22 protein-coding genes and 11 pseudogenes are annotated in these 25,956 nt (G+C 59.2%); 22 read left to right on the plus strand and 11 right to left on the minus strand.

Annotated elements, in window-relative coordinates; translation table 11 throughout:
- Positions 1 to 124 precede the first annotated feature (124 nt).
- The 12 genes and pseudogenes from ACODNH_RS03075 to ACODNH_RS03130 all read left to right on the plus strand — a co-directional run bounded on the left by ACODNH_RS03075 (position 125) and on the right by ACODNH_RS03130 (position 9,130).
- Positions 125 to 312 (plus strand): annotated as a pseudogene (locus ACODNH_RS03075) (hypothetical protein).
- Positions 313 to 416: 104 nt separating this feature from the next.
- Positions 417 to 798, plus strand: a pseudogene (locus ACODNH_RS03080) (hypothetical protein).
- 68 nt (positions 799 to 866) lie between these two features.
- Positions 867 to 1,529 (plus strand): DUF6735 family protein, encoded by a 663-nt coding sequence (locus ACODNH_RS03085; RefSeq protein ID WP_135806882.1) that lies wholly within the window; start codon positions 867 to 869, stop codon positions 1,527 to 1,529.
- Between the two features lie 37 nt (positions 1,530 to 1,566).
- Positions 1,567 to 1,851, plus strand: coding sequence for a hypothetical protein (locus ACODNH_RS03090; protein WP_049983734.1), 285 nt, complete (start codon positions 1,567 to 1,569; stop codon positions 1,849 to 1,851).
- Positions 1,852 to 1,912: 61 nt separating this feature from the next.
- Positions 1,913 to 2,661, plus strand: a pseudogene (locus tag ACODNH_RS03095) (helix-turn-helix domain-containing protein).
- Positions 2,662 to 2,721: 60 nt separating this feature from the next.
- Positions 2,722 to 5,100: a heavy metal translocating P-type ATPase gene (locus tag ACODNH_RS03100; RefSeq protein WP_135806880.1), complete on the plus strand. Its 2,379-nt coding sequence runs from the start codon at positions 2,722 to 2,724 to the stop codon at positions 5,098 to 5,100.
- A gap of 203 nt (positions 5,101 to 5,303) precedes the next feature.
- Entirely contained in the window at positions 5,304 to 5,720 is a 417-nt protein-coding gene (locus ACODNH_RS03105) for a hypothetical protein (RefSeq protein WP_135806879.1), read from the plus strand.
- A 108-nt stretch (positions 5,721 to 5,828) separates the two neighbouring features.
- Complete coding sequence (locus ACODNH_RS03110; RefSeq protein WP_135806952.1) at positions 5,829 to 6,320, plus strand: hypothetical protein; 492 nt, start codon at positions 5,829 to 5,831, stop codon at positions 6,318 to 6,320.
- Between the two features lie 3 nt (positions 6,321 to 6,323).
- Positions 6,324 to 6,689, plus strand: a complete 366-nt coding sequence (locus ACODNH_RS03115) for a DUF7568 family protein (protein WP_135806878.1) — start codon at positions 6,324 to 6,326, stop codon at positions 6,687 to 6,689.
- Positions 6,690 to 6,767: 78 nt separating this feature from the next.
- A pseudogene (locus ACODNH_RS03120) lies at positions 6,768 to 7,164 on the plus strand (DUF7567 family protein).
- A 147-nt stretch (positions 7,165 to 7,311) separates the two neighbouring features.
- Positions 7,312 to 8,263, plus strand: a pseudogene (locus tag ACODNH_RS03125) (helix-turn-helix domain-containing protein).
- Positions 8,260 to 9,130: pseudogene (locus ACODNH_RS03130) on the plus strand (hypothetical protein). Before ACODNH_RS03125 ends, ACODNH_RS03130 begins: the two co-directional pseudogenes overlap by 4 nt.
- Positions 9,131 to 9,209: 79 nt before the next feature.
- Here the strand turns inward: ACODNH_RS03130 and ACODNH_RS03135 are convergent.
- From ACODNH_RS03135 to ACODNH_RS03150, 4 genes and pseudogenes are all read right to left on the minus strand, one after another.
- A complete protein-coding gene (locus tag ACODNH_RS03135; protein ID WP_434530248.1) occupies positions 9,210 to 9,863 on the minus strand; it encodes a flavodoxin in 654 nt (217 codons plus the stop codon).
- A 33-nt stretch (positions 9,864 to 9,896) separates the two neighbouring features.
- A pseudogene (locus ACODNH_RS03140) lies at positions 9,897 to 10,909 on the minus strand (aldo/keto reductase).
- Positions 10,910 to 11,046: 137 nt separating this feature from the next.
- A complete protein-coding gene (locus tag ACODNH_RS03145) occupies positions 11,047 to 11,898 on the minus strand; it encodes an aldo/keto reductase (RefSeq protein ID WP_135806873.1) in 852 nt (283 codons plus the stop codon).
- 52 nt (positions 11,899 to 11,950) lie between these two features.
- Positions 11,951 to 12,628 (minus strand): helix-turn-helix domain-containing protein, encoded by a 678-nt coding sequence (locus ACODNH_RS03150; protein WP_230892496.1) that lies wholly within the window; start codon positions 12,626 to 12,628, stop codon positions 11,951 to 11,953.
- Between the two features lie 220 nt (positions 12,629 to 12,848).
- Here ACODNH_RS03150 and ACODNH_RS03155 point away from each other — a divergent pair, with 220 nt between their 5' ends.
- From ACODNH_RS03155 to ACODNH_RS03165, 3 genes are read left to right on the plus strand one after another with little or no spacing between them, the layout of a single operon-like run.
- Positions 12,849 to 13,040: a hypothetical protein gene (locus ACODNH_RS03155; RefSeq protein WP_434530249.1), complete on the plus strand. Its 192-nt coding sequence runs from the start codon at positions 12,849 to 12,851 to the stop codon at positions 13,038 to 13,040.
- A gap of 19 nt (positions 13,041 to 13,059) precedes the next feature.
- Positions 13,060 to 13,338 carry a ribbon-helix-helix domain-containing protein gene (locus ACODNH_RS03160; protein WP_135806871.1) on the plus strand — a complete coding sequence of 93 codons (279 nt, stop codon included), beginning with the start codon at positions 13,060 to 13,062 and terminating at the stop codon, positions 13,336 to 13,338.
- Positions 13,331 to 13,594: a type II toxin-antitoxin system RelE family toxin gene (locus ACODNH_RS03165; RefSeq protein WP_058984726.1), complete on the plus strand. Its 264-nt coding sequence runs from the start codon at positions 13,331 to 13,333 to the stop codon at positions 13,592 to 13,594. The genes ACODNH_RS03160 and ACODNH_RS03165 overlap by 8 nt, the downstream gene beginning before the upstream one ends.
- Positions 13,595 to 13,690: 96 nt before the next feature.
- Here the strand turns inward: ACODNH_RS03165 and ACODNH_RS03170 are convergent, their stop codons facing one another.
- Together ACODNH_RS03170 and ACODNH_RS03175 are read right to left on the minus strand one after the other, a co-directional pair.
- Positions 13,691 to 14,785, minus strand: coding sequence for a hypothetical protein (locus ACODNH_RS03170; RefSeq protein ID WP_434530250.1), 1,095 nt, complete (start codon positions 14,783 to 14,785; stop codon positions 13,691 to 13,693).
- Positions 14,743 to 15,192, minus strand: a complete 450-nt coding sequence (locus ACODNH_RS03175; RefSeq protein WP_434530251.1) for a hypothetical protein — start codon at positions 15,190 to 15,192, stop codon at positions 14,743 to 14,745. Before ACODNH_RS03175 ends, ACODNH_RS03170 begins: the two co-directional genes overlap by 43 nt.
- Before the next feature lie 317 nt (positions 15,193 to 15,509).
- Between ACODNH_RS03175 and ACODNH_RS03180 the strand changes: the two are divergent.
- From ACODNH_RS03180 to ACODNH_RS03195, 4 genes and pseudogenes are all read left to right on the plus strand, one after another.
- A pseudogene (locus ACODNH_RS03180) lies at positions 15,510 to 15,841 on the plus strand (DUF6166 domain-containing protein); the annotation flags it as partial.
- A gap of 303 nt (positions 15,842 to 16,144) precedes the next feature.
- Positions 16,145 to 16,534, plus strand: coding sequence for a hypothetical protein (locus tag ACODNH_RS03185; RefSeq protein WP_434530252.1), 390 nt, complete (start codon positions 16,145 to 16,147; stop codon positions 16,532 to 16,534).
- 342 nt (positions 16,535 to 16,876) lie between these two features.
- Positions 16,877 to 18,577 carry a DUF262 domain-containing protein gene (locus ACODNH_RS03190; protein ID WP_230892498.1) on the plus strand — a complete coding sequence of 567 codons (1,701 nt, stop codon included), beginning with the start codon at positions 16,877 to 16,879 and terminating at the stop codon, positions 18,575 to 18,577.
- 68 nt (positions 18,578 to 18,645) lie between these two features.
- On the plus strand, positions 18,646 to 19,803 hold the full coding sequence (locus tag ACODNH_RS03195; RefSeq protein WP_230892499.1) for a hypothetical protein: 1,158 nt from the start codon (positions 18,646 to 18,648) through the stop codon (positions 19,801 to 19,803).
- Positions 19,804 to 19,845: 42 nt separating this feature from the next.
- On the opposite strand, the pseudogene ACODNH_RS03200 reads toward ACODNH_RS03195, so the two are convergent.
- Both ACODNH_RS03200 and ACODNH_RS03205 read right to left on the minus strand, forming a co-directional pair.
- Positions 19,846 to 20,376 (minus strand): annotated as a pseudogene (locus tag ACODNH_RS03200) (redoxin domain-containing protein); the annotation flags it as partial.
- Positions 20,377 to 20,502: 126 nt separating this feature from the next.
- Positions 20,503 to 20,847, minus strand: coding sequence for a winged helix-turn-helix transcriptional regulator (locus ACODNH_RS03205; RefSeq protein WP_080505578.1), 345 nt, complete (start codon positions 20,845 to 20,847; stop codon positions 20,503 to 20,505).
- Positions 20,848 to 20,925: 78 nt separating this feature from the next.
- On the opposite strand from ACODNH_RS03205, the gene merA reads away from it, so the two are divergent.
- A complete protein-coding gene (gene merA / locus ACODNH_RS03210; protein WP_434530253.1) occupies positions 20,926 to 22,380 on the plus strand; it encodes a mercury(II) reductase in 1,455 nt (484 codons plus the stop codon).
- Positions 22,381 to 22,383: 3 nt separating this feature from the next.
- On the opposite strand, the gene ACODNH_RS03215 is transcribed toward merA, so the two are convergent.
- Both ACODNH_RS03215 and ACODNH_RS03220 read right to left on the minus strand, forming a co-directional pair.
- The gene (locus ACODNH_RS03215; protein ID WP_230892502.1) at positions 22,384 to 22,791 is read right to left on the minus strand and encodes a CopG family ribbon-helix-helix protein; all 408 of its coding nucleotides are present in this window, start codon (positions 22,789 to 22,791) and stop codon (positions 22,384 to 22,386) included.
- Positions 22,792 to 22,889: 98 nt separating this feature from the next.
- Entirely contained in the window at positions 22,890 to 23,033 is a 144-nt protein-coding gene (locus tag ACODNH_RS03220; protein WP_267638922.1) for a hypothetical protein, read from the minus strand.
- Between the two features lie 44 nt (positions 23,034 to 23,077).
- Here ACODNH_RS03220 and ACODNH_RS03225 point away from each other — a divergent pair, with 44 nt between their 5' ends.
- Entirely contained in the window at positions 23,078 to 24,490 is a 1,413-nt protein-coding gene (locus ACODNH_RS03225) for an RNA-guided endonuclease InsQ/TnpB family protein (RefSeq protein WP_434530254.1), read from the plus strand.
- 12 nt (positions 24,491 to 24,502) lie between these two features.
- Positions 24,503 to 25,310: pseudogene (locus ACODNH_RS03230) on the plus strand (hypothetical protein).
- On the opposite strand, the pseudogene ACODNH_RS03235 reads toward ACODNH_RS03230, so the two are convergent.
- A pseudogene (locus ACODNH_RS03235) lies at positions 25,257 to 25,858 on the minus strand (ArsR/SmtB family transcription factor). The pseudogenes ACODNH_RS03230 and ACODNH_RS03235 overlap by 54 nt on opposite strands.
- Positions 25,859 to 25,956: the final 98 nt, after the last annotated feature.

The following is a 25,956-nucleotide window of genomic DNA, read 5'->3' on the forward strand; positions in this document are numbered from 1 at the left end:
ACAATTCTGGTGTCGGCTCGAAGTTGTTGGTTAACAGAAGCCAGCTCGCGACCACCCGACGATACCACACCTGCTGACTACCCGCCGGTGTTTTTCGGCGCCGAGAATTGGCGGAGGCGCACATATGGACCCACGCGACACACCCGGCTACCGGCTGCACCGCGCGCTCAACAATCTCACCAGTATCGACGGCGAGCAATTGGAGTCCGTCGATCGAGAGCGGATCAGCACAGCAACGACGCTTCAGAGCAGGTAGAGCTCCTCACCCGACCGGATACGACGGCGGACGGTGACGCCAACGAAGAATCCTGACAGCACGACGCGTCGGCAACGCAGCGTCCTGTGGCCGTCACAGCGTGAGTGGTTGTTCGCCCCCTGAAGGGGTGCGGGCGCGAGACCGCTCCCGAGAACAACCCATGGCAACACTCCAAGCCGCAACGACATCGACCGGCGCGCTCGTATCGGATCCACAGGAAGTCCGCGAACTCTGTGAGAACCACTGCTTCGGGACGCTCAACTGGGAGGTGGATGACGACGGCGAACTGATCATCTGGGGCTACGACAGCTTCGAAGTGTACGAGGCTCGTGAGAACGGTCTTCCTGATTACGACGGTGGCATCGTCACCCACGAGTTCCTCCGGTCGCTCGCGGAGTATCTCGAACCGGACGAAGAATTCGACATCCAGACAGCCGGATTTACCAAGTGCCGATTTCCCGTGCTGGCGAAACGGTACGTCGTCCGCGACGGTGAGGTGCTGTACGCGGACCTCGAGTTCCCCCGACCTGATCGACGAGTAGCGTTGTTCGTCCCCCGGGAGGGGTGCGGGGCGATCCAGTCGTGGGTCGTCCTGCGAGGTGATTGTTCAATGGGCCACCGCGCACTCGTTGCGTACGAACGAACTGACGGACAGTACACGCTCCACTACTCTCATTGGGGTGCAGCGAATCTCAAGCTCAAGCACCGAATTTCGGCTGAGTCGCCGTTCGGTGGCGACGACACCGACTCCAAGTGGGCGAAACAGCTGCTGGCTGAACTGGCCGATGGCCTTGAGGCAGATGCGATCGACGGCTACCTCGCTGACGAGGATCGACCGTCGACGGTCGTCGAGCTGAAGCCCCGCGCCACCGGGCTCACCCTTGAGGAGATCGTCGCTGACCACCTCGACTACCTCCACCACGAGGCGTTCTTCGTGGTGTCGACGACGTTCGAGGTGGCCGCCTATCGGACGCTGTGGTTCGGCCTCCAGTACGACTCGGAGACGGTCGAACAGGGAGAAACAGTCGGGAACGGCGCGCTTGCGACGGTGCGTTGGTACGACGGCGAGCCGGTCGGCGACGGCCACCTGCAGGGACAGTTCGCGGCCCTCAAAGACGTCGTCGGCGATATGCTCGACAAGGGCGTCTTCACGCCGTCGACGGCGAGACAGTACCTGAAACGGAAGCTCGCTGAGCGAGTCGGAGACCGACAGGAGCTGCTCATTCCGACCGAAGAATCACCCTTCGAGACAGCGAGTCTCGGCAAGCCGTAACACCAATCCCTTAGTGGATACCGGGGAACACACAAGTATGTCAAATCAATCTGAAGACGGTCTTCGTGTCTGGCTTGTCGAACGAACGTACTCCGATGACGAACAGAACCTGATCATCCTCACCTACGCGACGCCCGATGGAGAACAGTACTATCGGAAGGAACGCGCACTCACGTCCTTCACCGACGTCCGAGACACGACAGCAGCAGTCGATGCTGAACCCGGCAATCTTGGCATGGTCGATGACCCCGACCTCCAAGAGCAATACGCGGCCGAAGCACAGCGAATGCAGGAAGTTCACGACCCTGACGACGTAATCTGAGGTCTACTGGTCGACAACGCTGCAGGCCATGGGTTATGTCGTAGCAGACCTTAGACGGGGTATGCGCGAACTCGTCTTCGCTCTCGAATACGAGCCCGGCTGCAACAGGGTGGCGGACGCTCTCGCCGACCACCCCGACGCTCGCGTTCGCTCGCTCTCGCTGCACGCCACTGCCGAGCGTCTCTGGCGGGTCGACCATGCCACCGGTACGCCTGAGGCGCTCAACGCCATCGAGGACGCCTTTCTCAACGGCGACTACTACGCTGACTGTCTCGCCACCGAGGACTGCAACGCCACACAGACCACCCGCGTCCTCGACCGCACGGACGACGCGCTCATCCTCTACTCAGATTGGGAGCGCACCCCTACCTGCGCCTCAGTCCCCCACATCGCTCGCGACCACCTCGGCGACGGCGTGCTGTTCGAGACTCGTCACGAGGGTCGCCACTACACGTGGCGACTCATCCACTCCGGCGATGGCGACGTGGCGGCGTTCTTCGACGCGCTTGAGGTCGCCGTCGGGGAGTGCGCCCAGATGGAGATGCTTCGCACAGCGGACACGACGACAGCAGCTGGGGGACGCGACGGGACACCGAGCGGCCTCCCGCCAGCCCAGGAGGCCGCGCTTCAGGCCGCGGTCGAACACGGCTACTACGAGTCGCCCCGCGAGGTCGACGTCGGCGAGCTCGCCGAGCATCTCGACGTGCCGCGGTCAACACTCACCTACCGACTCCGTCGGGCGGAAGACATTTGGCGAAGCAACATGTTGCCGGCGAGCGGGTCACGGAAGAACGGCTGGCATCGCGCTAACGCACGGGTTTGGAATATTCCAACAAAGACATATCGAACTCCCGCTCCTACCGTAAGGTGATGACAGAGAACCCGGATGCGGATACAACGGGGCCAGCGAGCGGCGGCGGACAGCGACGGGAGCTGACCGCCCGCCTCACCGTCCCCGAAATGGACTGTCCCTCGTGTGCCCAAAAGGTCGACAAGAGCCTCCAGCGCGTCGACGGTGTCGTCGACGCCACGCTCCAACCGACAACCGGGACAGCCAGCGTCACCTACGATTCCGACCGCACGACCGAGGCGGAGGTTATTCAGGCAATCGAGAACGCAGGCTACGAGGTCGTCAACGGTGGACACAACACCGAAGAGACATCGGAGGGCGGGATGGAGATTGCTCCCCCGTCAGAGGTGTGGACGAGCCCGCGAGCGAAGAAGACGTGGATTGGAGCGGCGTTCCTCACCGTCGGGCTCCTCTTCGAGTTCCTCCTCGCAGGACAGAACATCGCCATCGCAAGTGTCCTCAACTACCCGCTTCACATTGCGGACGTACTCTTCCTCGTGGCAACCGTCGCCAGCGGTGTCCCGGTTGTTCGCGGCGGGTACTACTCGGCGAAGAACCTGAGTCTCGATATCGACCTGCTGATGGGGACGGCGATCATCGCCGCGACCGGCATCGGCTACTTTGTCGAGGCGGCGACGCTGGCTGTTTTGTTCAGCACTGCCGAAATCCTCGAGAACTACGCGATGGACAGGGCACGGAACTCCCTGCGCGAGCTGATGGAGCTGTCGCCCGACGAGGCGACAGTCCGCCGCGACGGGGAGGAGGTCGCCGTCCCCGCCGACGAGGTCGACGTCGGCGAGACCGTCATCGTCCGCCCCGGCGACAAGATTCCGCTCGACGGCACCGTCGTCGACGGCGGAAGTGCGGTCGACGAGTCACCGATCACGGGCGAGAGCGTCCCCGTCGACAAGACCGTCGGCGACGAGGTATATGCCGGCAGCATCAACGAAGAGGGCTACCTCGAATTTGAGGCGACCGCCCCCGCCTCGGAATCGACGCTCTCACAGATCATCGAAATGGTGCAGGGCGCACAGGAGCAAAAGACCGAGAAGGAGCAGTTCGTCGACCGGTTCGCTGGCTACTACACGCCGGTAGTCGTCGCCTTTGCGATTCTGACCGCCGCGCTCCCGCCGCTGCTCATCAACGGGGGCGCAACCCTCGGTCTCGCCGGCTTTTCACATACCTTCACTGGTAACTGGCAGGCGTGGTTCATTCGGGGGCTTACTCTGCTGGTGATCGCCTGCCCGTGTGCGTTTGTCATCTCGACGCCAGTCTCCGTGGTGTCGGGGATCACCAGTGCCGCGAAGAACGGTGTCCTCATCAAAGGCGGCAACCACCTCGAAGCGATGGGCGAGGTGGACGCCATCGCCCTCGACAAGACTGGTACCCTCACCAAGGGCGAACTCGCGGTCACGGACGTCGTAGCGCTTGGCGGTACGAACGACGAGACGGTACTCCAGCACGCGGCTGCACTCGAGCAGCGAAGCGAACACCCAATCGCCGAGGCGATACTCGAACGCGCCGAAAAGGATGCCGGCGATGACGTGCCGAGTATCGAGAAATTCGAGAGCATCACCGGAAAGGGGATCAGCGCAGACATCGACGGCGAGACGTACTATGCAGGCAAGCCCGCCCTCTTCGAGGAGTTGGGCTTCGACCTGTCGCACGCCCACCTCCGTGCCGACGGCGGCGCAGTCGCCGAAGTGGCCCACGAACAGTGCGAACGCGAGGACTGTGCCGACCTCGAGGACGGCGCGATCTCGCGGTTCGAGAATGAGGGGAAGACGGTCGTCCTCGTCGGCACGGATACCGAATTGATCGGCATTATCGCCATCGCCGACGAGGTACGGCCGGCCGCCGAACGGGCGGTCGCACGGCTACACGAACTCGGCGTCGCGCATGTCGTGATGCTGACCGGCGACAACGAGGGGACGGCCCGTGCGATCGCCGAACAGGTCGGCGTCGACGAGTATCGTGCAGAACTATTGCCCGACGAGAAGGTCGATGCCGTGGAGGCGTTACAGGCGGAGTACGGCGACGTGGCGATGGTCGGCGACGGCATCAACGACGCGCCCGCGCTGGCGACCGCTGAGGTCGGCATCGCGATGGGCGCGGCCGGAACGGACACCGCAATCGAGACCGCCGACATCGCGCTGATGGGCGACGACATCGGCAAGCTGCCGTATCTCTACGGGCTGTCGCACACGGCGAACGGCGTGATCCGCCAGAATATCTGGTCGAGCCTCGGCGTGAAAGCCCTGCTTGCACTCGGCGTCCCGCTGGGACTGGTGAGCGTCGCGGTCGCGGTCATCGTCGGCGACATGGGGATGAGCCTCGGCGTCACCGGGAACGCGATGCGCCTATCGCGGATGACGCCCGACCGGTTCTTCGACGCCTGAATCGCGTCGAAGAACAGAAAACACTGTTCACGATCGGTATTTTTCGGAAGTCAGCTCCAGTAGTCACATATGATGACGATCAGACGCCGGTAGTCGTCTCCTCCATCTTCGAGGAGCGGAAGCTACAGAGATGATTTGCTTCGTGGCAGCTGCTGTTTTTCAGGGGCGGGAATGGGTGAGCCCCGCCATAGGCTCGTGATTCGATGACCTCAGATGACGACCCGTTTCACGACCGCGAGTTGGATCCCGAGGCGGTCCTCGGGACACATACCTTCGAAGACGTCCTGTTCACCGACGAGACGGAAACCCCGGTGAACGTGCTCACCGGCGAGACACCGGCACATTCGCAAGCAACCGTCGAGGAAGCGAAGGAGTTCGCTGCGAGTATCGACACGGAGACGCCCCAGATCGCGCGCCCCGCATCCGTCGAGTCGCAGGTCGAAACACAGAGCAAGCCCTACACGGCGGCCGCGTTCTTCCACTTCAAGGCGACAGGCTCACTCCAACGCCACCGCGCCTACCACGCCGCCTACGAGGCGGACGCGTTCGTGGTCGACTTCGAGGCTGACTACGCGTCGGGCGACCTGACCATCACTGTCGGACGAGCGGACGAGGCCTGAGAATCCTCCGTCACGAGGAGAGTTTTTCGAGCGCCGGCGATGGGTGCCGGCGCAGCAGGAGCGAGCGAGCAATCACTCCCGGTGCGTCGGCGTTTCGAGGTGTTCGAGATGCACATGGTAATTTACGCTCTGGTAGAAGAATCGACCCACGACGACGCACTGGCCACCGGAAAGACGGTGTTCGACCGCCTGGTCGGCGCGGACCCACACGCCGGCGCCGTCTTCGATTACTACATCACGTTCGATGAGGAGGATACGTCCGTTGCGGGGAAGGCGCGATGGGGTGAGTTGCCGACTGCAGCCCCCATCGACTCCGATGACGGCCAAGACCTGCTTGAGCGTGGCTGGGAGGCGACGAAAGAGGAGTTCGAGCGGAATCTCAGCCGGGTGAAGGAGGCCATCGACGAGCTCTCCGACGAGGAGATCATGCGCGACGAGGACCTCGCCCGGCACGCCTTCCACAAGGTCGGTGCGTACGATGGTCCGACGATCTTCCTGTACAACGAATACGCGAACGGGATCCGTCACCGTGACCACCTGGATCGAGTGCTGGAGGTGAGCGAGGAGCTCTGGATCGTGCCCGCCGACGTCCACTTCTAACAGATGTCCCGGATCACAAATTGGAAGCGCGAGAGCCGCACGCCCACACTCGCATACCGGAATACGGAGACCGGCGCTCGGGCTGTCCTACACCGAGCCCCGGACTCGTACCGCTACAAGTGGCGTGGCGCAATCCTCGTCGACGGCTACCCGGTGTGGTCGCGGGGGTACGAGACGAAAGACGCGAAATCGTTCCGTGACGAGCTCCGTGACCGGCCAGCGCCCGAGCTGAGCTGTCCCGAGTGTCCGAGTAGCGACGTGGCAATCGGTGGGAAAACGGCTGACGGCGCGAAAGTTCAGCGCTGGTTTGAGTGTCGGAGCTGTGGGTACGAAGCATCCTCGAGAATCGTGTACGGCGCCGAGCGCTGATTGATAAGGGTGCATCTGCGAGGGCGTTTATTTTTGGGCCGAGAGGGGTGGCCCGTCTCAATCGGGCCAGGTTCACAGATGAGTCTGGAAGTCATCGACCGTCACAGCGAAGCACTGTTCGAGTTCCTCTGGTGTCCCGTCTGCGGGCACGAGGTATTCAGTCACATTCTGTTCGAGGGTGTGTTCTGCAAGAACTGCAACACGCAGGTCGAACTCCAAGAATCCCGAGAGACACGCGGCTACGAGGAGGCCGTCCTCGCCTGCTTCGACACCCACTCGACGTGGAACCTCCACGTCGACGAGAAGCTCCGTCGCGACCTACCCGATGGGTCGGCACGGGTGAAGGTCCTCGGTGCCCCAGACGACTATGAGGTCGACTGGTGGAGTCCGAAGCCAAATGAGGACTGGGAGCCGGTCGAAACGTGGCGAATTCGACGATGTGGAGGAACCAGATGAGGTGTCACATCTGGCTTAGCGATGTTCGCTCCCCATTCAGATAGTAACTCAACAGATCATTGGAGACTGCGCTCGCAGATCGCATTGACGAATCGTTGTTGAATCGATTGTCGTCAACCTAAATCAGCAAACGTATTTATAGGTATGGTTCTTACAGTAGACACAGATGCTCACTAAGGCTGGACTCGCCGTCATCGACGCGTTGAGCACCGGCCGGGAAGCCACAGCAGCTGATCTCGCGATGGAAACCGAATATTCGCAGACTCATCTCTACGACGTACTCGACAAGCTACTCGAATCGGGGTTGCTCGCCGAACACCGTGGGGCAAACAACCAGCGGGAGGTCTCCCTCACAGACCACCCAGTCGTCGAAGCGTACCGGGCCCTTCGATCCGAACTTGGACACGTCGAATGGCCCGACCTTCTCTCGCCGGCTACACTCCGGGTATGCTGGTATCTCGACGAGCCCCGACGTGTGTCTGAGATTGCTGAGCGACTCAAGATTACTCGGCAAGGCGCCCACAAGGCGCTGTCACCGCTCAAACATCGCTCGATGCTATCCCCCTCCGGCCCGGAGTACGCGTTGAGTGAGGACCTCTCGCCGCTGCTGACGTTCGCTCGTGCAGTCGTCCGGCACGAGCACCGGTCGCGCGTCCGAAGACTTGCACCGAGTGCGACCGTCGAATGGTGTGATCCGAAGCGAGCACTCGTCCGCGTGCAGACAGCCGAGGATACGGAGGCACTCGAGGGCGCCACCGACTGGCAACTGACCGGGCTTGCTCGGTTTGCCGAGTACGGCCTGCAATTTTTCCTCGCTGGCGAACCCGCGTTCTGGTATGCTCCAGACATGGAACTCACACCTGCCGACGTAGTGTGCCACACGCTCGTCCTCGATAGCGGGTCCCGCCGTGTCAGTTATGCAATGCTCTTGATCGAGACATCGGACATCGGCCAAGAGACGCTGACAAGGACTTCGCAGTGGTATGGTCTAGAGTCTACGGTGACTGCGATGTATCGGTCACTCCAAGGAGAGTTTCGACATCGCTGAGGACCTTCCTGTCGTCCTCCCGAGTGAAGCAGAATTCAGGGCACTCAAAGAGCAGTACGGAGTCGCATGACTGTATTTAGTGGTAGCGAGGCAATCAGGGCGTTTCTCGAAGAGTTTCGACAGCTGGCTGTCACAGTCCGTAACTGTGTATCTCCTTGGGGGATCGGCGATGACAGTTCACGGGTTGAAAGACCAGACGGAGGATATCGACCTCGCGCTTGGTGTGGTCTCTGAGTTCGAACACGTCTATCAGACGCTCACATCCAAGGGATTCTCAGTGGTCGGCGAGCCAACAGAGTCGTTTGAGGGCGTCGGGAAAACCGTCGAACTGCATCACGCAGAGCGTGGACTCCAGATTGACCTCTTCGAACGGCAGGTCGTCGGGAAAGTGTGGATCACCGACCGAATGCACGACCGGGCTGAAGAGTTCTGGACCGGCCGTCACGCAACAGCACACATTCTCTCCGATGAGGATATGTTTCTGCTAAAAGCGGTCTCCGGCGGAGATCTGGGGAGTGGCCGACGCCGCGACATCGAAGATATGCGAACGTATGCCCAGCGTGGGTTAGACTATGAGGTGATTCTGACGGAGATTGACGATCAGCGACCGTTCAATACTGGCTCCACTGAAGCACGACAGATCCGTGACCGCTCCCACCCGCTATTCGCAATCGAAATAGCGGTGAACTCATTGTCCGGGCTCCCGGATGCGTTCATCGACCGCATCGAAACGTTCGCGACAGCATTCGAGATCGAGTACACCATATTGAAAGCTGTTGACGAGGGCATCAACGGCGTCGAAGCAATTCAAGAGCGGGCCCTTTCGAATGTGCGGGCGCTTTCTGGCGATCAAGAGGACGCCGTCAATGACGCGATTGAGCGACTGGTCACGAAGGATATTCTCGAGTATGATGGTGAAACGGTTCGACTTCGGTGACGCAACAATTCCATGAGAGGGGTGCGGCCGCGGCACCGGCAAGGCTGAGGTTACATCTGAATCCTCTGTAACCACTCAGTCACTTCCGCCCTGACTTCCTCCCGCCGATCGTCTTTGATTGCCAGGTACACACCATTCTCTCCAACCCACCCCTCGTGGAGAAGCCCTCCCGTACATCGGCATCTGGACAGCGGTCTTCTATCGTTTGAAAGCTACTCCCGACGCCATACCCACCATTCGTATTGAACGGGACCACAGTCTTCCCGCCCAAATCGTGTTCACTCAGAAAGGTCTTCATCGGCGGTGGCAACTGCATATCCCACGTCGGGGCACCGAAAAATACGGTGTCATACGCCTCGATATTCTCCACGTTACATTGGAGAGGCGGGGTGTAGCCCTCTTCGTTTTCTTGGTCTACCTGTGAGACGAGCGTGTCGTAATCGACGGGGTACGGGTCTGCCGGCAACACTTCGAACAGCTCTCCACCCACTTCTTGCTGAATGATTTCAGCGACAGCTTGGGTGTTTTCCGTACGAGAGAAAAACACGATCAGTACGCTGTCCTCATCCGCAGTTTGGGAGGGGGTATTCTGCTCTTCCGTCTCGGACCCGCTCTGGTGTATACATCCCGCAAGGAAGCCACCTCCTGCCACTGCAGCTGCCCCTAGGAGTTTACGCCGACTCGTTCTATCGATCTCCGAATCGTCCGAAGTACGTAGGGTATTCTCTCTCATTATGGAGTGACTGAAGCCACAGATCATCGAGCTCTAGTTGGCTTCCGACCCAGGGACAGGAGTGCCGGCAATCGGCAGGGGCTCGTACGGTTCTTCCAAGTACTCTAGCTCTGAATCCGTCAGGTCGATATCGAGTGCGTCGACGGCTTGTTCGAGATGTTCGACGCTCGTGGTGCCGACGATCGGTGCATCAACGACGTCCTGGTAGAGTAACCACGCCAGCGAGAGCTGTGCCATCGTCACCCCCTTCTCCGCAGCGAGTTCCTCGACGCGCTCGTTGACGGCCGGTCCGCCGCCCATCCGGTATTCCTCGTGCGTCTCGGTGAGCTCTTCGCCGCGGGTCGTCGCCGTCATCTCTTCGTGGGGGCGGGTGAGGTATCCTTGTGCGAGCGGACTCCACGGGATGACGCCGATGTCTTCTTCTCGCAGAAGGGGAACATCTCCCGCTCGCCTTCGCGGTAGACGAGGTTGTAGTGGTCCTGCATCGTCATGAACTGTTCAAGATCTAGGTGCTCGCTGGTGTACAGTGCCTCGGCGAACTGGTGAGTCCACATCGACGACGCGCCGATGTATCGAACCTTCCCGCGTCGAACTGCGTCATCAAGGGTACGCAGCGTTTGCTCGATGGGTGTCTCGTAGTCCCACCGGTGGATCTGGTAGAGGTCGATGGTATCCATCCCCAGTCGGTCTAGCGAATTCTCCAGTTCTTGCTCGACAGTCTTCCGGGAGAGTCCCGACGCGTTCGGGTGCGGTTCGTCTGCATCGGAGAAGAGGTTCGTGGGGAAGTAGCATTTCGTGGCGACGACGTGTTCGTCGCGGTCGTACTCTCCGAGAACATTCCCAATGATCTCCTCGGACTCTCCATTTGAGTACGCGTTGGCCGTGTCGAAGAAGTTGATACCGAGGTCAATCGCGCGTTCGATAATTTCGCGCGAGCCCTCCTCGTCGAGCGTCCAGTCGTGGAAGTCGCTCACGCCGAAACTCATCCCGCCGAGACAGATGCGGCTGACCTCCATTCCGGTCGAAGCAAGAGTCGTGTATTCCATCGTCGTGCTCGGTTTGAACAAAGGACGTGAATCGCTTGGGCGTGATGCTAACGAGATACCGCGTTTAAGTATCCGTAAGCGATGCGTACCGCAGTCACATTGAGTGCTGGCCGAAGGGAGCGCTCTGTAATCGAGATTTAGGTCTCGCGCTCAGCTTCCCCCAGCCACTTCACCATTCCCGGGTCTCGGTGGTCGAAGAACTGGCTTTCACCCTCGTTTAGTTCGGCGACCGTCTCCATCTCCTCGTCGGTGAGTTCAAAGTCGAAGACCTCGAAGTTCTCGGCGATCCGGTCGGCGTGAACCGATTTCGGAATGGCGACGATTTCGCGCTGGATGAGCCATCGAAGCACTACCTGTGCAGCGGATTTGCCGTGGCGGCCTCCGATCGTGGTCAACACGTCGTGCTCGAAGATGTTGTTCTGGCCTTCGGCGAACGGCCCCCACGACTCGTGTTGGATGTCCTGTTCCTCGAGGAATGCTGCATCCTCGGTTCGCTGGTAGAAGGGATGCGTCTCGATCTGATTCACTGCCGGGACGACGTCGTTGTGGACCATGAGGTCCATCACCCGGTCGGGGTGGAAGTTGCTGACCCCAATGGCCCTGATTTTGCCGTCCTCGTAGAGGTCTTCCATAGCCTGCCACGAACAGTGGACGTCGCCGTAGGGCTGATGAATCAGAAACAGGTCGAGGTAGTCGAGGCCCAGTCGGTCCAACGATCGCTCGAACGCGTCCAACGTAGCCTCGTAGCCGGTGTCCTGCACCCAGAGTTTTGACGTAACGAACACCTCGTCTCGCGGCACGTCGCTCTTCTCGATTGCCCGCCCAACCGCCTTCTCGTTCCCATACGCCGCCGCGGTATCAATGAGTCGATACCCCGTATCGAGTGCTTCCGAGACACTTCGTTCGCACTCGTCGAGGTCCTCGATTTGATACGTGCCGAATCCGAGAATCGGCATCTCCACACCGTTGTTGAGTTCAACTGTCTTCATAGTAGGTCTCTGTCTACAAAATCAGAGGGACTACGGCCAGATAGCGACGGTGCTAATTGGAAACCGTGTTTAAGTGCTCCTGTGTTTGGAGTGCCGAAGAGAGTAGCTGACGCTCACCCCGCCTGAGGAGTCTCGAGAGCGAGGGTTGTGAGATGCCGAGTTCCGTAGCGAGCTCCTCAGTCGAGGTCTGTCGTGGGCTCTCGTAGTAGCCACGAGAGAGTGCGAGTGTCAGCGCCTCGTATTGCCGTTCAGTCAACCCAAACGGGATAGCATCGTCCGATGCAGCGGAAGTGGAGGTCATCGAGATGAGGTCGAGCGAGATCCCGTAGTTCTCACAGCGGATCCGGGACTCCATGAACGCATCACGGTCCTTGTACACTTTCCTTTCGTACCATCCGTCCGGTGTGACGACGGTCGGCTCGAGTTTGGCCGCTACGGAACTGCCACCACTGAATACTTCCGAGATCGCGTCGGCGAGGTCTATCGTAAGGTTGTGGACGGTTTGCTCGCCCGCGTAGCCGATCGTTGTCGCCTCTTGGACTTCGTCCAGCGATTCCAAGTCGGCTTCTGAAACGTTGACATCGGAATCGATTTTGACGATGAACATCCGGGCGTCCTGTTCGAAACAGAGCCCATGGACGCACTCAATTTGGTCCGGTGGGAGTCTCTCAGTGATACTGACCAGCGGGAGAGACGGTGAACTGAGGGAAAACTCAGTCGTAATTGTCATACATAGACCTATGCTTCCCCGGTAGTTAACGTTCGGGACTCCCGTGTTTACAGGAATTACTCCAACAGGAAATGGTCTGAGCAGCTCCACCCTCGTAGAGCAAATCAGCGGATCCGTTGTAACTCAAGGACAATTCTGGGCTGGTGGTGTTTATTGCCCCCGAGAGGGGTGCGGGGGTCACCGAACCGCCCGCGAGCAACGAATGAACGGGAATGTACCTATGGCCAGTTCGGAATCGGTTCCAGTCGCATCGCCAGGTCAGGCTCACCGAGACGCAGTCGAATACGTCGGCTTCCGCGTCGACGGCCAAGCCGTCGTCCTGAACTTCTCGGAGCATCGGCGGCTCTCCCTCGCACGCAGTCTCGACCTCGTTAACCACAGTTCGCGTATCCAACCGAAGCTACTTACGTGATACAGGCGTATCACAGCATATGAGCACTGACAGCGATGCCGGCGGCGACGGTGAGATGGAGAAGATCAACGTCCGCGTGCCACAGTCGCTGCTGGCACAGGTCGACGACGTCTGGGAGGAGCGTGGCTACGCGAACAAATCCGAGTTCATCCGCGACGCGCTTCGGGACGCCGTCAATCCGCCAACGCAGCTGTCCGAGGAAGCCCTGGATCATCTGGCCGAGAGCCGCAAACAGCGGGAGCAGGGCGAGACGGTGTCGCAGGACGACGTGAAGGACCGGCTGGGCATCGATGACTGAGGTCGAGTGGACGCCAAAAGCACTCGATTTGCTGGAGGGGCTCGAATCGGAAGCCCAAGAGCGGTTGGTGAAGAAACTCGACGAAGCAAAGGACTGGACCTCTCATCGTCTCGAAAAGCTCACCGGGTATCCATACTACAAGCTTCGTGCTGGCGACTATCGTGCGATCATCACCTGGGACCGGGATGAGGATGTCCTGATCGTTGAGGCGGTTGGGCATCGCCGGAATATCTACGACCGTCACCTCCCACCATAACTTGCATTTGAACCGGCGCGAGAATGTGTCGCCGATTCTGACCCCGAAATCGAGCTGATTCTAGCCGGTATACGAACCCTGAAACGGATACAATAGTCAGGGTGTACGCTTCGTAATGCGGTACGCTTGCTCTTCGTATCGGAACTGGGCTGTCCCATCGTCGTAACCAGCGGTCCAGTCAGCCGTTCGGTCGTCTGTGCGAAGGACGACACGCTCCACGTCCGAGGCAACAAACGCGAGGGTATTCCGATACCCGCGATAGCGGCGGCGCATCACCTGTTCGGCGATAAGCCGTCGGTTAGCATTGCCTACCGGTTCGAGCACAAGGGACACGCGTGAACGTCCCTCAGAGTCGGGAGCCGTTCGCCAGCGATCCGAGGTCGCCGTCACTGTTCCGCTGTCACGCTGGGTCGTGACATCATCGGTCGGGACGACAGTCACTGGTGGCGCGTCAATCTCGACGAGGGCTCCACTTTGGGCTGTCGCGTGGCCGTAGCCCGCGACGGCGGCGTAACGTCCGCCGCCGAGGAACGGATAGCTCTGCGCCTCACACGGAGCCATCTCGGAAGTCGCAGCCCGCAGAGCCCAGGTTTCTGCATGTCCGGGTGAGAGGCGATGGCAGACAGCATCCTGAACGTACGGACCGAGGTGGAACCATTCTCCACCCTGAAGTTTGTAGACGTTCCAGTGGCCACACCCCACCGCCTCCCGAGCCCGATTAATGAACGTGAACTCGATACGGGCTGGTAAACTCGTCTGCTCGGTGCTTGGGCGGACGAACGTCGGTGAACTCGCGTCAGCGTTGTGGAACCATGCCGTATCGCTGTCACCCGGAAGCGCAGGAACCGACATGCCTGCGAACTGCGAGTCGGTGGCTGGGCCGGGCGAGTCGGTCGGCCAAACAGCCACTCGAAGCGGCCGCTCGCCCGCTCGGGAGAACTCGTAGACGCCTGGTGGCCGTCCACGTCCCACCCCTTCGGCGCGACCGACCAGAGCGTACTCTCCATGGATAGTTTCACCCGGCGAAAGGCGAACTCGCTCGGGGAGTTCCGGGGTTGTATCAGAGGCAAGTCGCCAGTAGCCATCGTCGGCACGCTGGATGTCAGGCGGATCCTCGACGAGATCGTGGTTCGCCGTCGGAGCAAATATCAACCCGACACGATACGTAAAGTCGCCACTCCGTTCTCCCATCGGATGGGGGATATCGCTAAAGAGTCGCCCGAAGGGGGCGTCCAGTCCAACCGAAATGTGTTCTCGAAGGGGTTCTCGTTGGTGAGCGTTGCTTCGACCGTCGCAGGTCCCTCCGATGTCGCCGTCGACGAGAACCGCATCCTGATGCTTGCGCCATCGTCGGAGCGATAGCGGAGAGGCGCAAGTGCATAGGTACGGTTGGCTGTCGTCAGGTCGATGATGCTCGCGGCCCCGAGCTCCCATTCCTCGTTTTCACTGGGATCATTGGAGGTCGGTGTCGGTGATTCAGTTGGCTGTTCGGTTGGTGTCGTAGTCGGTGTCTCCGTTGTCCCGCCGAGCGTTGTACTACACCCGGCAAGTGATCCGATGCCGGCAGTGAGACTTGCGAGGACAGTGCGGCGGCGCATAGTTCCCTGTTTTCAAGCGGCTGATAAACGCTTTCTGGAGAGTCAAAGAGCCGCTTGAACAGCCGCCATTACTGCGGCAGAGAGGTTTATTTCCCCCTTGAAGGGGGCGGGAGTCCCTTAACGGACACTTTCGAACACAGCTATGACAGATGCACATCACCCCTGGCGAGACGAATCGCTCCTCCACGAACTCTACTGGAAACAGGAGCTGAGCACGGTCAAGATCGCGGATGAACTAGGCTGTACACAACAGACGGTCTCGAAGTGGATGCAGAAGTTCGACATTCCTCGTCGAGACCCACGCGAGGCGGCCCCGAACCGGCGAGGAGCTCGACGCCGCGATGGCGACCCTCCCGACGATGTCGTCGACCTCCCCGACGGCGGACGGCCGTCGCCGACGCTCCCCGAGAACTGGCGAACCGTCTCCCGTCCGGACCGGCGGGTCTTCCAGCGCGCTGATCGCGACCACTACATCGTACTCGGGGATGGAAGCGACGAGTGGCTGGTCGTGCTCTGCAGTCAGGGCGACCGTGCATATCCTGCCCTGCTCGCACATCGGACGGTTGCCGAGGATGCTGACGTAGAACGGGTAATCTGGGAACTCGCTGGAGAGAGCAACGACCTCATCGAACCTCCGAAGGGGGAGCACTGGTGGAGACGCTTCGACTGGCGCGAGCCACCCACCAGCTCCTCGAACGTGGTGTCGAGGCGCTCGAGAAAATCGGGCGCGAACTGAGCGGTACAACGACCGACAGGAGCGCACCGACGACACTGGCTCGCGACTCTACACAGTCTCTAGACCAAATTCAGAGTGCCGGCTTCCAGTATACCCCCACTCCCGAGCAGATTGCCCGTATACAGAGAAACTGAAGAGCAAAATCTGACCAGATTTGATACAATATTGTGATTTCTTTGGCTTAAACCTATGTTGAAAGAGACACGAGTTGGTAATATGGCGACAAGGATGGCCACCCGGCTCGAGAACTTCTTCGAGCAACGAACTGACGGGAATCTCCGGAGTATCGTGAAATACGAGGGAGACACGTACGAGATCGTCCATCTCAGGGATGACGTCGCTGAGCTATATACGACAGACGAACTCGAATCAGCAATTGACGAGTCCCGAATGGAATCGTTGACGGCGCCAATATACGAGAATACCTTTTCAGAAGATCACGGACAGCTCACCTGCCTTGTGCAGTGCTTTGAGAACGTTATCGAGATGAATTTCGTTCTCGAAGACGGGATTGGAGCCGCCGTCGCTCTTGATGCGGAAGCAATGTCCGATGCCCACGGACTTGTCGCTGAAGCAAGGCGGATCGCCCTCGAAGAACGAGAATAGTCGCGGGCAGAAGGCCATCCAACTGTCTTTTGTGAAATTCGTCACGCCTATCAGCGAAGTATTCGATTAACCAACAATTCCCGGGTTACAGAGGTGATGTTGGTTAATGAGGTGTTATTATTGCGCTCGAGAAAAGGCGCCCAGGGCACCAGACAATGCAATCGCGAATCGGTGGGCGTTGCTGCTTCAGGTGACCGAAACGACAGATCAAGAACCCATATATTCAGCTTCCGAGCCGTAGACCTCTACAAAGGACTGAATCACGCGGTGTAGGACGATTCTATCCGGAGACTTCCCTTATGTTTATGAGATTCGCATTAGGTGGTTGTTATAGATTCACGAATGGACGCTGAAGATCAATTTCTCCAAAACGTGTTTGCGGGCGAGAAGCAGTTCGTCATACCGGTTTTTCAACGGAACTATTCATGGGGACAAGAGGAATTAGAAGCCCTCTGGTCTGATATCCAGAATCTCTTAGAAGCCGACTCAATCTCGGAAGAACACTTCATTGGAACCTTCGTCGTTATGCCCGGCAACCACCGACCCGGGACAGTTCCCGAATATCTCGTGATTGACGGACAGCAGCGCCTCATTTCACTCACGCTGTTTTTGAGCGCCATTCGTGACTACGCAGCCGAAATCGGGGGCGAACAGTACACGAACTTCGCTGAGGAGATCAACAAGAAGTATCTTATTGACGAGTTCAAAGACGGGGTTGAGAAATTCAAGGTCGTCTCCCGCGCTGAGGATCGAGACGCCCTCTTCGCAATCGTTGAGCAGGAATCGGTGGATGGGGATTTGGCGGATACTTCAATCTATAGCAGCTACGAGTTCCTCTATGAACGGATTGACGACCTCAACGGCGACGACGAACTACAAACCTTAGATCGGCTCAAACAAATCATCATCCAGCAGCTTCCACTGGTGATGATTACGACGTCAGAAGATGAGAATCCCTATGCGATTTTTGAGACGTTGAACGAGCGTGGACTCCAGCTTGAGGAATCGGATCTTATCCGGAATCACGTCTTTATGCAGCTATCTCTGACCGAACAGGACCAGTTCAACGATGATCACTGGATGCCATTCGAGCAAAAATTCGAAGAAACAGACCGTCATGGCGGGGTGGATCTCACTGAGTTCTATCGGGATTACATGATGCGAAACGGTGAATACGTCCAGAAGAATGAGATCTACCATCAGTTCAAGCAACGAACCGCAGACCTGACTCCCCACGAATTGGTTGACAAATTATCGTACTATGCCGATCTGTACCTCTGGATCCATCGGCCTGGAACAGCCCCCCGTGAGGAGCTGACGGATGCGCTAGAACGCATCCAGTATCTGGAAATCGGGACTGCCCACCAATTGATTCTGAATTTGCTTGACCGGTGGAACTCCGATGAGCTCAGCCTCGATGAGCTCCTCGACATCTTTCACGGGCTAGAGAGCTTCGTGCTCCGTCGATTCATCTGCGGTCGTAGTACCCGGGGGTACTATCGGACGTTCCCAATTGCGGCCCGCTCAATCGAGGATGGCAACGAGAAAGAATCGCTGTTCGCCTATCTGAAGAGTCAAGGGTGGCCTGATGACGCAGAACTCTTCGATAATATCAATCGGTTCGATATGTACAACCGGGATAAGAAGAAAACGTGGCTGATTCTCTGGACGCTCGAAGAGCAGTTCGGCCACCAAGAGCCAGTACAGTACGATGAATTAACGATAGAGCATGTGATGCCTCAGACCATCGATGACAACGAGTGGGGTGACGAATGGAAGGATATGCTCGGCGAAGAGTGGGAGCGTATTCATGACCAGTGGTTACACGCACTGGGTAACTTGACTCTCAGCGGGTACAACCCCGAGCTCTCGAATCGGCCGTTCGCGGAGAAGCGAGAACTGCTTATGCAAAGCCACGTCGAACTGAACGGCTATTTCGAGGATTTGGAACGCTGGACTGAGGTCAATCTCAGGGAACGTAATCAAGACCTCGCCGAGCGCGTCGCATCAATCTGGACAACTCCAGATATCGACGATACGTAGCGTTTGTTTTGCGCCTGCGATGGGTGCAGGCGCGGTTCGGAACGCATTGCGCCTGTGGAATGGAATCCATGAAAGACCCAGAGACAGCTACGGTCTTCGCAGGCCTCGATGGGCGAACCGACACCGAACTACCCGACTGGTACGCCGAGCAACACGGGGGTCCCGAACCGATCAGCTTCAGTGCGGCGATTCGAGAGCTTCCCCAGGCAGTCGACACAGCAGTCGCGTATCGCAATCCGTACACCGACGAGTGGGTCGAAACAGAGCGGTTCAACGCAATTGTCGAGCCCTCGCGGTTACAAGCAGAAACGAATGGGGGCACCGAGGCGGAGTCGCTATTTCACATCCCGACTGACTCGTACTCGATCATCAACCCCGTCGACGTCTACAGCCCGCTGGAGGAGGTCCTTCGCGAGGAGACCATCGACGGGACGCCATTGGGCGACGTGATGTTCGGCGAAATCCGACGCTACCGGGGTGGCGGCGAGGTCCACATGGACATTATGTTCGACGGCCTTGAGGTGCGTCTCCCCGGCCGGTCAGACCCGATTACGATGGGAGTCACGTCGGGGTACGACTTCTTCGGCGAGCACGCCGTCTACGTGGAAGGCTTCGCGCAGGACGGTTACTGTTCGAACACGATGCGCTCGCTCACCGACAAGGAGGTGATCAAGCACGTCGGCGACGTACGGAACTTCCAGACGTGGTGGGAGGAACTCCTCGCACAGGTCGAACTCATCGCCGACGACCTTTTCGAGTTCATCCGGGACGCACAGGACATCGACCTCGACTTCTCGGAGCTCCCGTTCACCGTCACGGAGTTCTACAGCCTGCTTGGTTTCCCGGACTACCTGGCCGAGCGTGCCGCCGGCGATGCAGAAGCAAATGCGGCGTCCCCCTTCGAGATCGATATGTGGACGCTGCATTCCGGCGCGACGTACGCGCTCACCCACTTCTTCCAAGGGAAGGAAGGCGCATCCCTCGATCAGTACGTCCGCACAGCCAACGACATCCTGTTCAATCCGGAAGGCACGATCGAGCGCGTCGAACGAGCCTACGAGGAGCAGCTGGAGGCGGACGGAGATGAGGGATCGCAGGCGTCGCTGGCCGGCGAGCGGGCGCTCGCGAGCATCGAGCGTGTGAACGAGGACCTGCAGGCCAACGTTGAGCAGTTCGAGGAGCGTGAGGATGCGCTCCGTGAGCGGTTCCAAGATGCGATGAGCTGATTGTCGGAGCGGCGTTCACTGAAACGATCCTCAAATAGCAGCTTACGTGAGCGGTTCCGGTTCCTCGTTATATTCGACTGCTAATTCGACATCCTCAGGACCGGGTTCATCGCGTTCCGCTTCCAGCGTCTCAAGAGCGTCTTTGACCGGGAAGAAATCCGGCTTCTCGAGTGCATCTTCTGTCGCCCAGGCGTATCGAATCGTTTGCTCGGAATCGATAAGGAACACGGCACGCTGCGGGACGCGCTCGTGGTTCTCCCATTCGTCATAACAGACATCATACGACTCGGCAACCCGCCCGGAACTATCACTAAGTAACGGGAAATTGAGGCCGTATTCCTCGGCGAATGCTCGGTGGGCGTAGACGCTGTCACCAGAAATTGCCCAGACATCGAGCGCCGGCGTCAGCTGAAACCACTCTGCATCGCGAATCGCACACAGTTCGTTTGTACAAACAGGACTGAAATCAAACGGGTAAAATACCAGCAACGCAGCCCGATCATCCGCAGTTGTCTCATCCAGGCTGTACTCGGTTTGTTCTCCGTCACGGAGACCTGGAAGAGTAAATGACGGTGCAGACGCTCCCCTCGTTCATCATGCGTCACAGTAGCACACGAAGAAACGATAGTCTTGGGGCTAACACCCCCACCTGAATGGAGGAGCCTCAGATGTGGGATGTAATTCACTGGAGTCCGTATGTCAGGAGTTCGCCGTCGCCCACTCAAGAAGGGGTTCTAATCTCGAACGAATCTCATCCCCCTCGTCAGTTAGCGCGTATTCGACGCGTGGCGGAATTTCGTTGTACTGCGTCCGTGAGACGAGTCCTGCCTCCTCGAACTCGTCGAGACGTTTCGAGATTGTCGAGGTGCTCGCTGTCGGAAGGTGGTCTTCGATCTCCGCGAACCGCAGTGAGTCGTGTGCGCCGATGATGCTGACGAGTTGCATCGCGTATTTTCGGCTCAACGTGTCGATAACTCCTGTGAGCGGACAGTAGCACGTCCCCTCAACATCGCACGTTGGCGCCGGTGAAGTAGTATCTGCCATAGCTTCGTAGCCTCCAACCTACTCCATAGCTTCGGACTCTGGAGTATAAGAACTTCCCGTCATAAAGTATCAGTATAGATGACTCACACCTCCGACTATGATCTCGTGATTCTCGGTGGGGGCGCCGCAGCCTTCGCCGCGATCACTGAAGCGAGCCGACGGGACCTCTCGACGGCGATGGTGAATACCGGCTTGCCCATCGGCGGGACATGCGTGAACGTCGGCTGTGTCCCGAGTAAGCATCTACTCGCCGTCGCCGAGAGTGGCGCTGCAGCGTCGGAGAACCCCTTCGACGCCGTCACATATCCCGAAGAGCCGACTGTCGACTGGGCCGACGCCCTCGACGGCACCAACGAACTCGTCGAGCGGTTCCGGCAGGAGAACTACGTCGACGTCGCCGAGCACTTCGAGACCGACATCTACGAGGGCTACGGCCAGCTGGTGGACGACACGACCATTGAGGTCGTCGACGGCGCCGACGAGGGCGCGCACATTACTGGGAAGAAGGCGCTCGTCGCGACTGGAAGCTCACCGTGGGCGCCACCCATCGACGGCCTCGACGACATCGACTACTACACGAGCGAGACAATCCTCGAGGAGCGCGACCTTCCCGAGAGTATTCTGATAGTCGGCGGCGGGTACATCGCGCTGGAGTGGGGCCAGATCCTCCACCGTGTCGGCGTCGACGTGAGGGTTCTCCAGCGCTCCGGTCACGTGCTCTCAGGTATGGAAGGCCAGCTCGGCCGGGAGATGGAACGAGCCTTCCGCGAGGAAGGGATCGACATCATGACCGGTAACGACTTCCAGCAGGTTCAGGGTGTGGCTACCGACAGTAGTGCTGACTCTGGTCAGCAGGGCGTCGCTGTGGAGACTGTCATTGAGGGCGAGAAACGAGCGTTCACCGCCGAGGCGTTGTTCGTCGCGACAGGCGTCCAGCCCAACAGCGAGGACATCGGCTTGGAAGCAGTCAGCGTCGAGACCGAATCCGATGGCGCGATTCGCGTCGACGAGCATTTCCAGACGACGAATCCCGACGTCTACGCAGCGGGCGACGTGATCGGCGAGCCCGAACTGGAGACGGTCGCCGCCAAGGAGGGCAATCACGCCGTCAAGAACGTCTTCGGCAACGAGGGCGTCAGCATCGACTACGATACAGTCCCCGCAGTCGTGTTCACCAGCCCGGAAGTCGCAGCCGTCGGGACGACAGAACGCGAGTATATGGACGAGCACGGCACCTGTTCGTGCCAGACCATCCAGATGGCGGATGTCCCGCGGGCGAAGGCGGTCAAGAACACGGATGGCCTCGTCCAGGTCGTCAAACGCCACGAGACCGACGAGATCGTCGGCGTCCACATGGTCGGACCTCGTGCCGCCGACATGATCATGGAAGCCACGCTGGCGGTGACGTTCGGCCTCACCGTCGACGACATCATCGACACCGTCCACCCGTTCCCGACGTTCAGCGAGGCGTTCAAACACACCTGTCAGGCGTTCCGACGGGACACGTCGACAATGAGCTGCTGTATCGAATGAATCTCACTCCGGGTCGGCCGGCGCAGTACTGCGGAGGAGCATCGTCTTCACGCGACCGACCCCATCGAAATCACGGAGCCGATACACGAGTTCCCGCACCCGCGCCGCATCGCCATGACAGAAGACGGTCTCTAAACACCACTCGCCCTGGTGGGTGTGGCTCATCGTCTCGATGACGTCCTGAAACTGGTGCTGGGCAGTATGGAGATCGTGAATCACCTCGTGGTGCTGGTAATCGAACGCCAGTACAGCGACGACCTCACCCGAAACCGCTTCGAGTTGTGAGTGCCCCTCGATGTATTCCTGCATCGCTTCACGAATCGCCCGCGAGCGGGAATCCAACCCCTCAGCCTGCCACGTCTCGTCGAACTCCTCGAGAATGTCCTCAGACACGTTCAAGCTCGTGCGCATACTCCCCAATTGATCCCCTACTGTCTTGAACGGGACGAGCGGAAGCCCATCTCTTCGGGGGTGGGTCTGAGCGACAGCACGGCCCGTCAGTCTACGCGCTACGATTCATCTGGATGTGCCACGCTTTCAAGTCCTCGCTCAAGCAGTTCGGAGTACGCTTCGGATAGCTCCATCTCCTTGTCCTCGGCGTAGTCTTTGATTCGACCGTGCAACGTGTGGGTGATGTCTATGTTGGGACGCATCGACCAATAGACTTTAAGACGTTGAGACGTAAATAGATACTGTCGTGAGGCGAACCAACACGTTCGCGATCCGCCCACTCTCCGAGGAGGACGAGCACCTGCTCCGCGAGTTGTTGGATGCCTCGGCCAGCCTGTGGAACGAGTTGAACTACGAACGCCGCCAGCGTTTCTTCGACGGCGACAGCGTGTGGGACACCGCCGACTACCGCAAACAGTACGTCGGCGTTCTCGGCTCTGCCACCGCACAGCAGGTGATTCGAAAGAACACATCGGCTTGGCAGTCGTTCTTCGCCGCCCGCGAAAACGGCGAGGACACCGCCCCACCGGGCTACTGGGGTAACGAAGACGATGGCAGGGAATTGCGGACGTACATCCGAAACGACCAATATACGCTGGAAATCAGCGAGCGCTCACGGCTGGAAATCCCGGTCGGCCAAGCCCTCAAAGACGAGTACGGACTTGGCTATCACGACCGCCTTCGCCTCGAAGTGTGCGGCGCTCCGAAATGGGACGGCGAACAGGGCCGCTTGGAGATACAGTACGACGAGGTGACCGACACGTTCAGGGCCTTTCAGCCTGTTACTGTGCCCGATTCTCGACAGGATTCACCACTGGCTTCAGAAGCAGCCGCGCTGGACGTGGGCGCGAACAATCTCGTCGCCTGTACTACCACCACCGGCCAGCAGTACTGCTACGACGGCCGCGACCTGTTCGCCCGCTTCCGCGAAACCACCGAGCACATCGCCCGCTTGCAGTCGAAACTCCGCGAGGGACGGTATAGTAGTCGCCGGATTCGACGTTTGTACCGCAAGCGAACGCGACGGCGTGACCACGCACAGGAAGCCCTCGTGCGAGATTTGATGGAACGGTTGTACGACGAAGGCGTGGCGACGGTGTACGTGGGCGACCTCACCGATGTCCTCTCGACACACTGGAGCGCCGAGGTGAACGAGAAGACCCACCAGTTCTGGGCGTATCGCTCGTTCATCGACCGGCTTGCGACGACCGCCGAGGAGTACGGCATCACAGTCGAAGTGCGATCGGAAGCGTACACGACGGCGGAGTGTCCGATGTGTGGTGAACGCGACGATACAAACCGAGACGGCGACGTGTTTCGGTGTTCGTGCGGCTACAGGGGACACGCCGACCTCGACGCTTCGCGGACGTTCCTCGAACGACAGGCTGGCGAATCGGACGTCGGGCCGATGGCACGGCCCGTGCGCCTCAAGTGGGACGACCACAACTGGTCGGAGGCATCATCCTCTCCCGAGAGGGTACGTCCCAACGAGGAGCGCACAAACCGGAGTACCGGCAACGGGAAACTTGCCCTCCATGAGTGGATAGCCACCATCCCCACCGGAGGAATTCCACGGCTTCAGCCGCGGGAGGATGTCAACCCTCGATTATTACGGAATTCCCATTTCGGTCTTAACAACCGCTATACAGCGCAGGGATAGAGAGATAGATGAATGCTCCACGGCGAGGCGTTACCAGTATTGGTCGGCGCGATTGCTCTCGGATTTGTACACGGCATCGAGCCCGGACACGGATGGCCGGTCGCTGCGAGCTATGCGCTCGATCAATCCAACAAGTGGCTCTACGGACTCGCCAGCAGCTTGCTAATCGGCATCGGCCACCTCATTAGCAGTCTGGCGATGGTCGGCGTGTTCTTTTACGCGAAATCCTACTTTCAGTTGACGCAGGTGAACGAGCCGATCTCGATTCTTGGCGGCGTTTCCATCGGCGGTCCGGTCAGCATCGTCGCAGGCATCTTACTCATCGGACTCGGGATTCGAGAGTACACACACGGCCATTCTCACCAGCACGAGGACGACCACGATGGGCATACTGAGGAGCAGTCGACCCACCACAGTCACGGCACGTCACCCACGCACGAACACGCCTCGGATGGGCTTCTTCTACGGGTGAAAACTCGGCTTGGAGAAATCGGAGGGGACTCCCGAGCACAGGACCGATCCGGCTACTGACACCGACCACGGGCTACTCGGAATCGCCTGGTTCGCATTCGTCCTCGGGTTCGCTCACGAGGAGGAGTTCGAGATTATCGGCCTCTGTGCCGGTTCGACGTACTGTCTGGAACTGATGACCGCATATGCGCTGACGGTCATCGTCGGCATCGTCGGGTTAACGATGCTCCTCATCGCCGGCTATCAGGAGTACGAAGAAACGGTGGAGAAGTACACACCGTACCTGCCGCTGTTCTCAGCGATCGTCCTCGTCGTCATGGGACTCGGCTTCATCGCCGGCGTCTTCTGAATCACGCCGAACGCTCTCCACCGTCCCATTCTCAGTGAGGTCTATAAGCGCGCGATTTAGCAGTTCCCGGAGGACGAACTCCTCGTAATGCTGTGTTGCACAGTACTCGCAGGGCTTCATTTCTCGTGCCACCGCTTCGATGTCGTCGCCGTGCTCCCCATAGAGCGTCTCAACGAGCCCTGCTAATTCGGCTGTCGCGGTTTCCTGCGCCCCAGCGAGCGTCTGCTCGGCGTCCTCTGGAAGGTCGTACAAGAAAATCCGCGTGTTCGACTTGTAGAACTTCCGCGTTCCGCCGCCAGCTTCCTCAAGACGGGGCGATTTCAACCATCCCTGCGTCCTTCAGGACGTTCACGTGGTGGCGCACCGTCGTCTCGGCCTTCTCCTCACCGCGACGATGCAGTTCGTCGTGAATCTCTTCGATCGTCATTTCTTCGGCAGCGAGCATATCGAGGATCTTCGCCCGGACGTCGTTCTCCAACGCTTTCGCTTTCTCCGGGGCCGTCGTCCACGACTTCACGGATCGGCACGTCGGATTCGAGGAGCGCCATTCTTGTGAGGACGTAGGGGAACGACGATAGTAAGAGTAACGCTACACATTCGATAGCAGTCTTAGTTGTTCGATACCGCTATAATACTACGTCGTAAT

Source organism: Haloarcula sp. NS06, from assembly GCF_051122755.1.
GTDB lineage: Archaea > Halobacteriota > Halobacteria > Halobacteriales > Haloarculaceae > Haloarcula.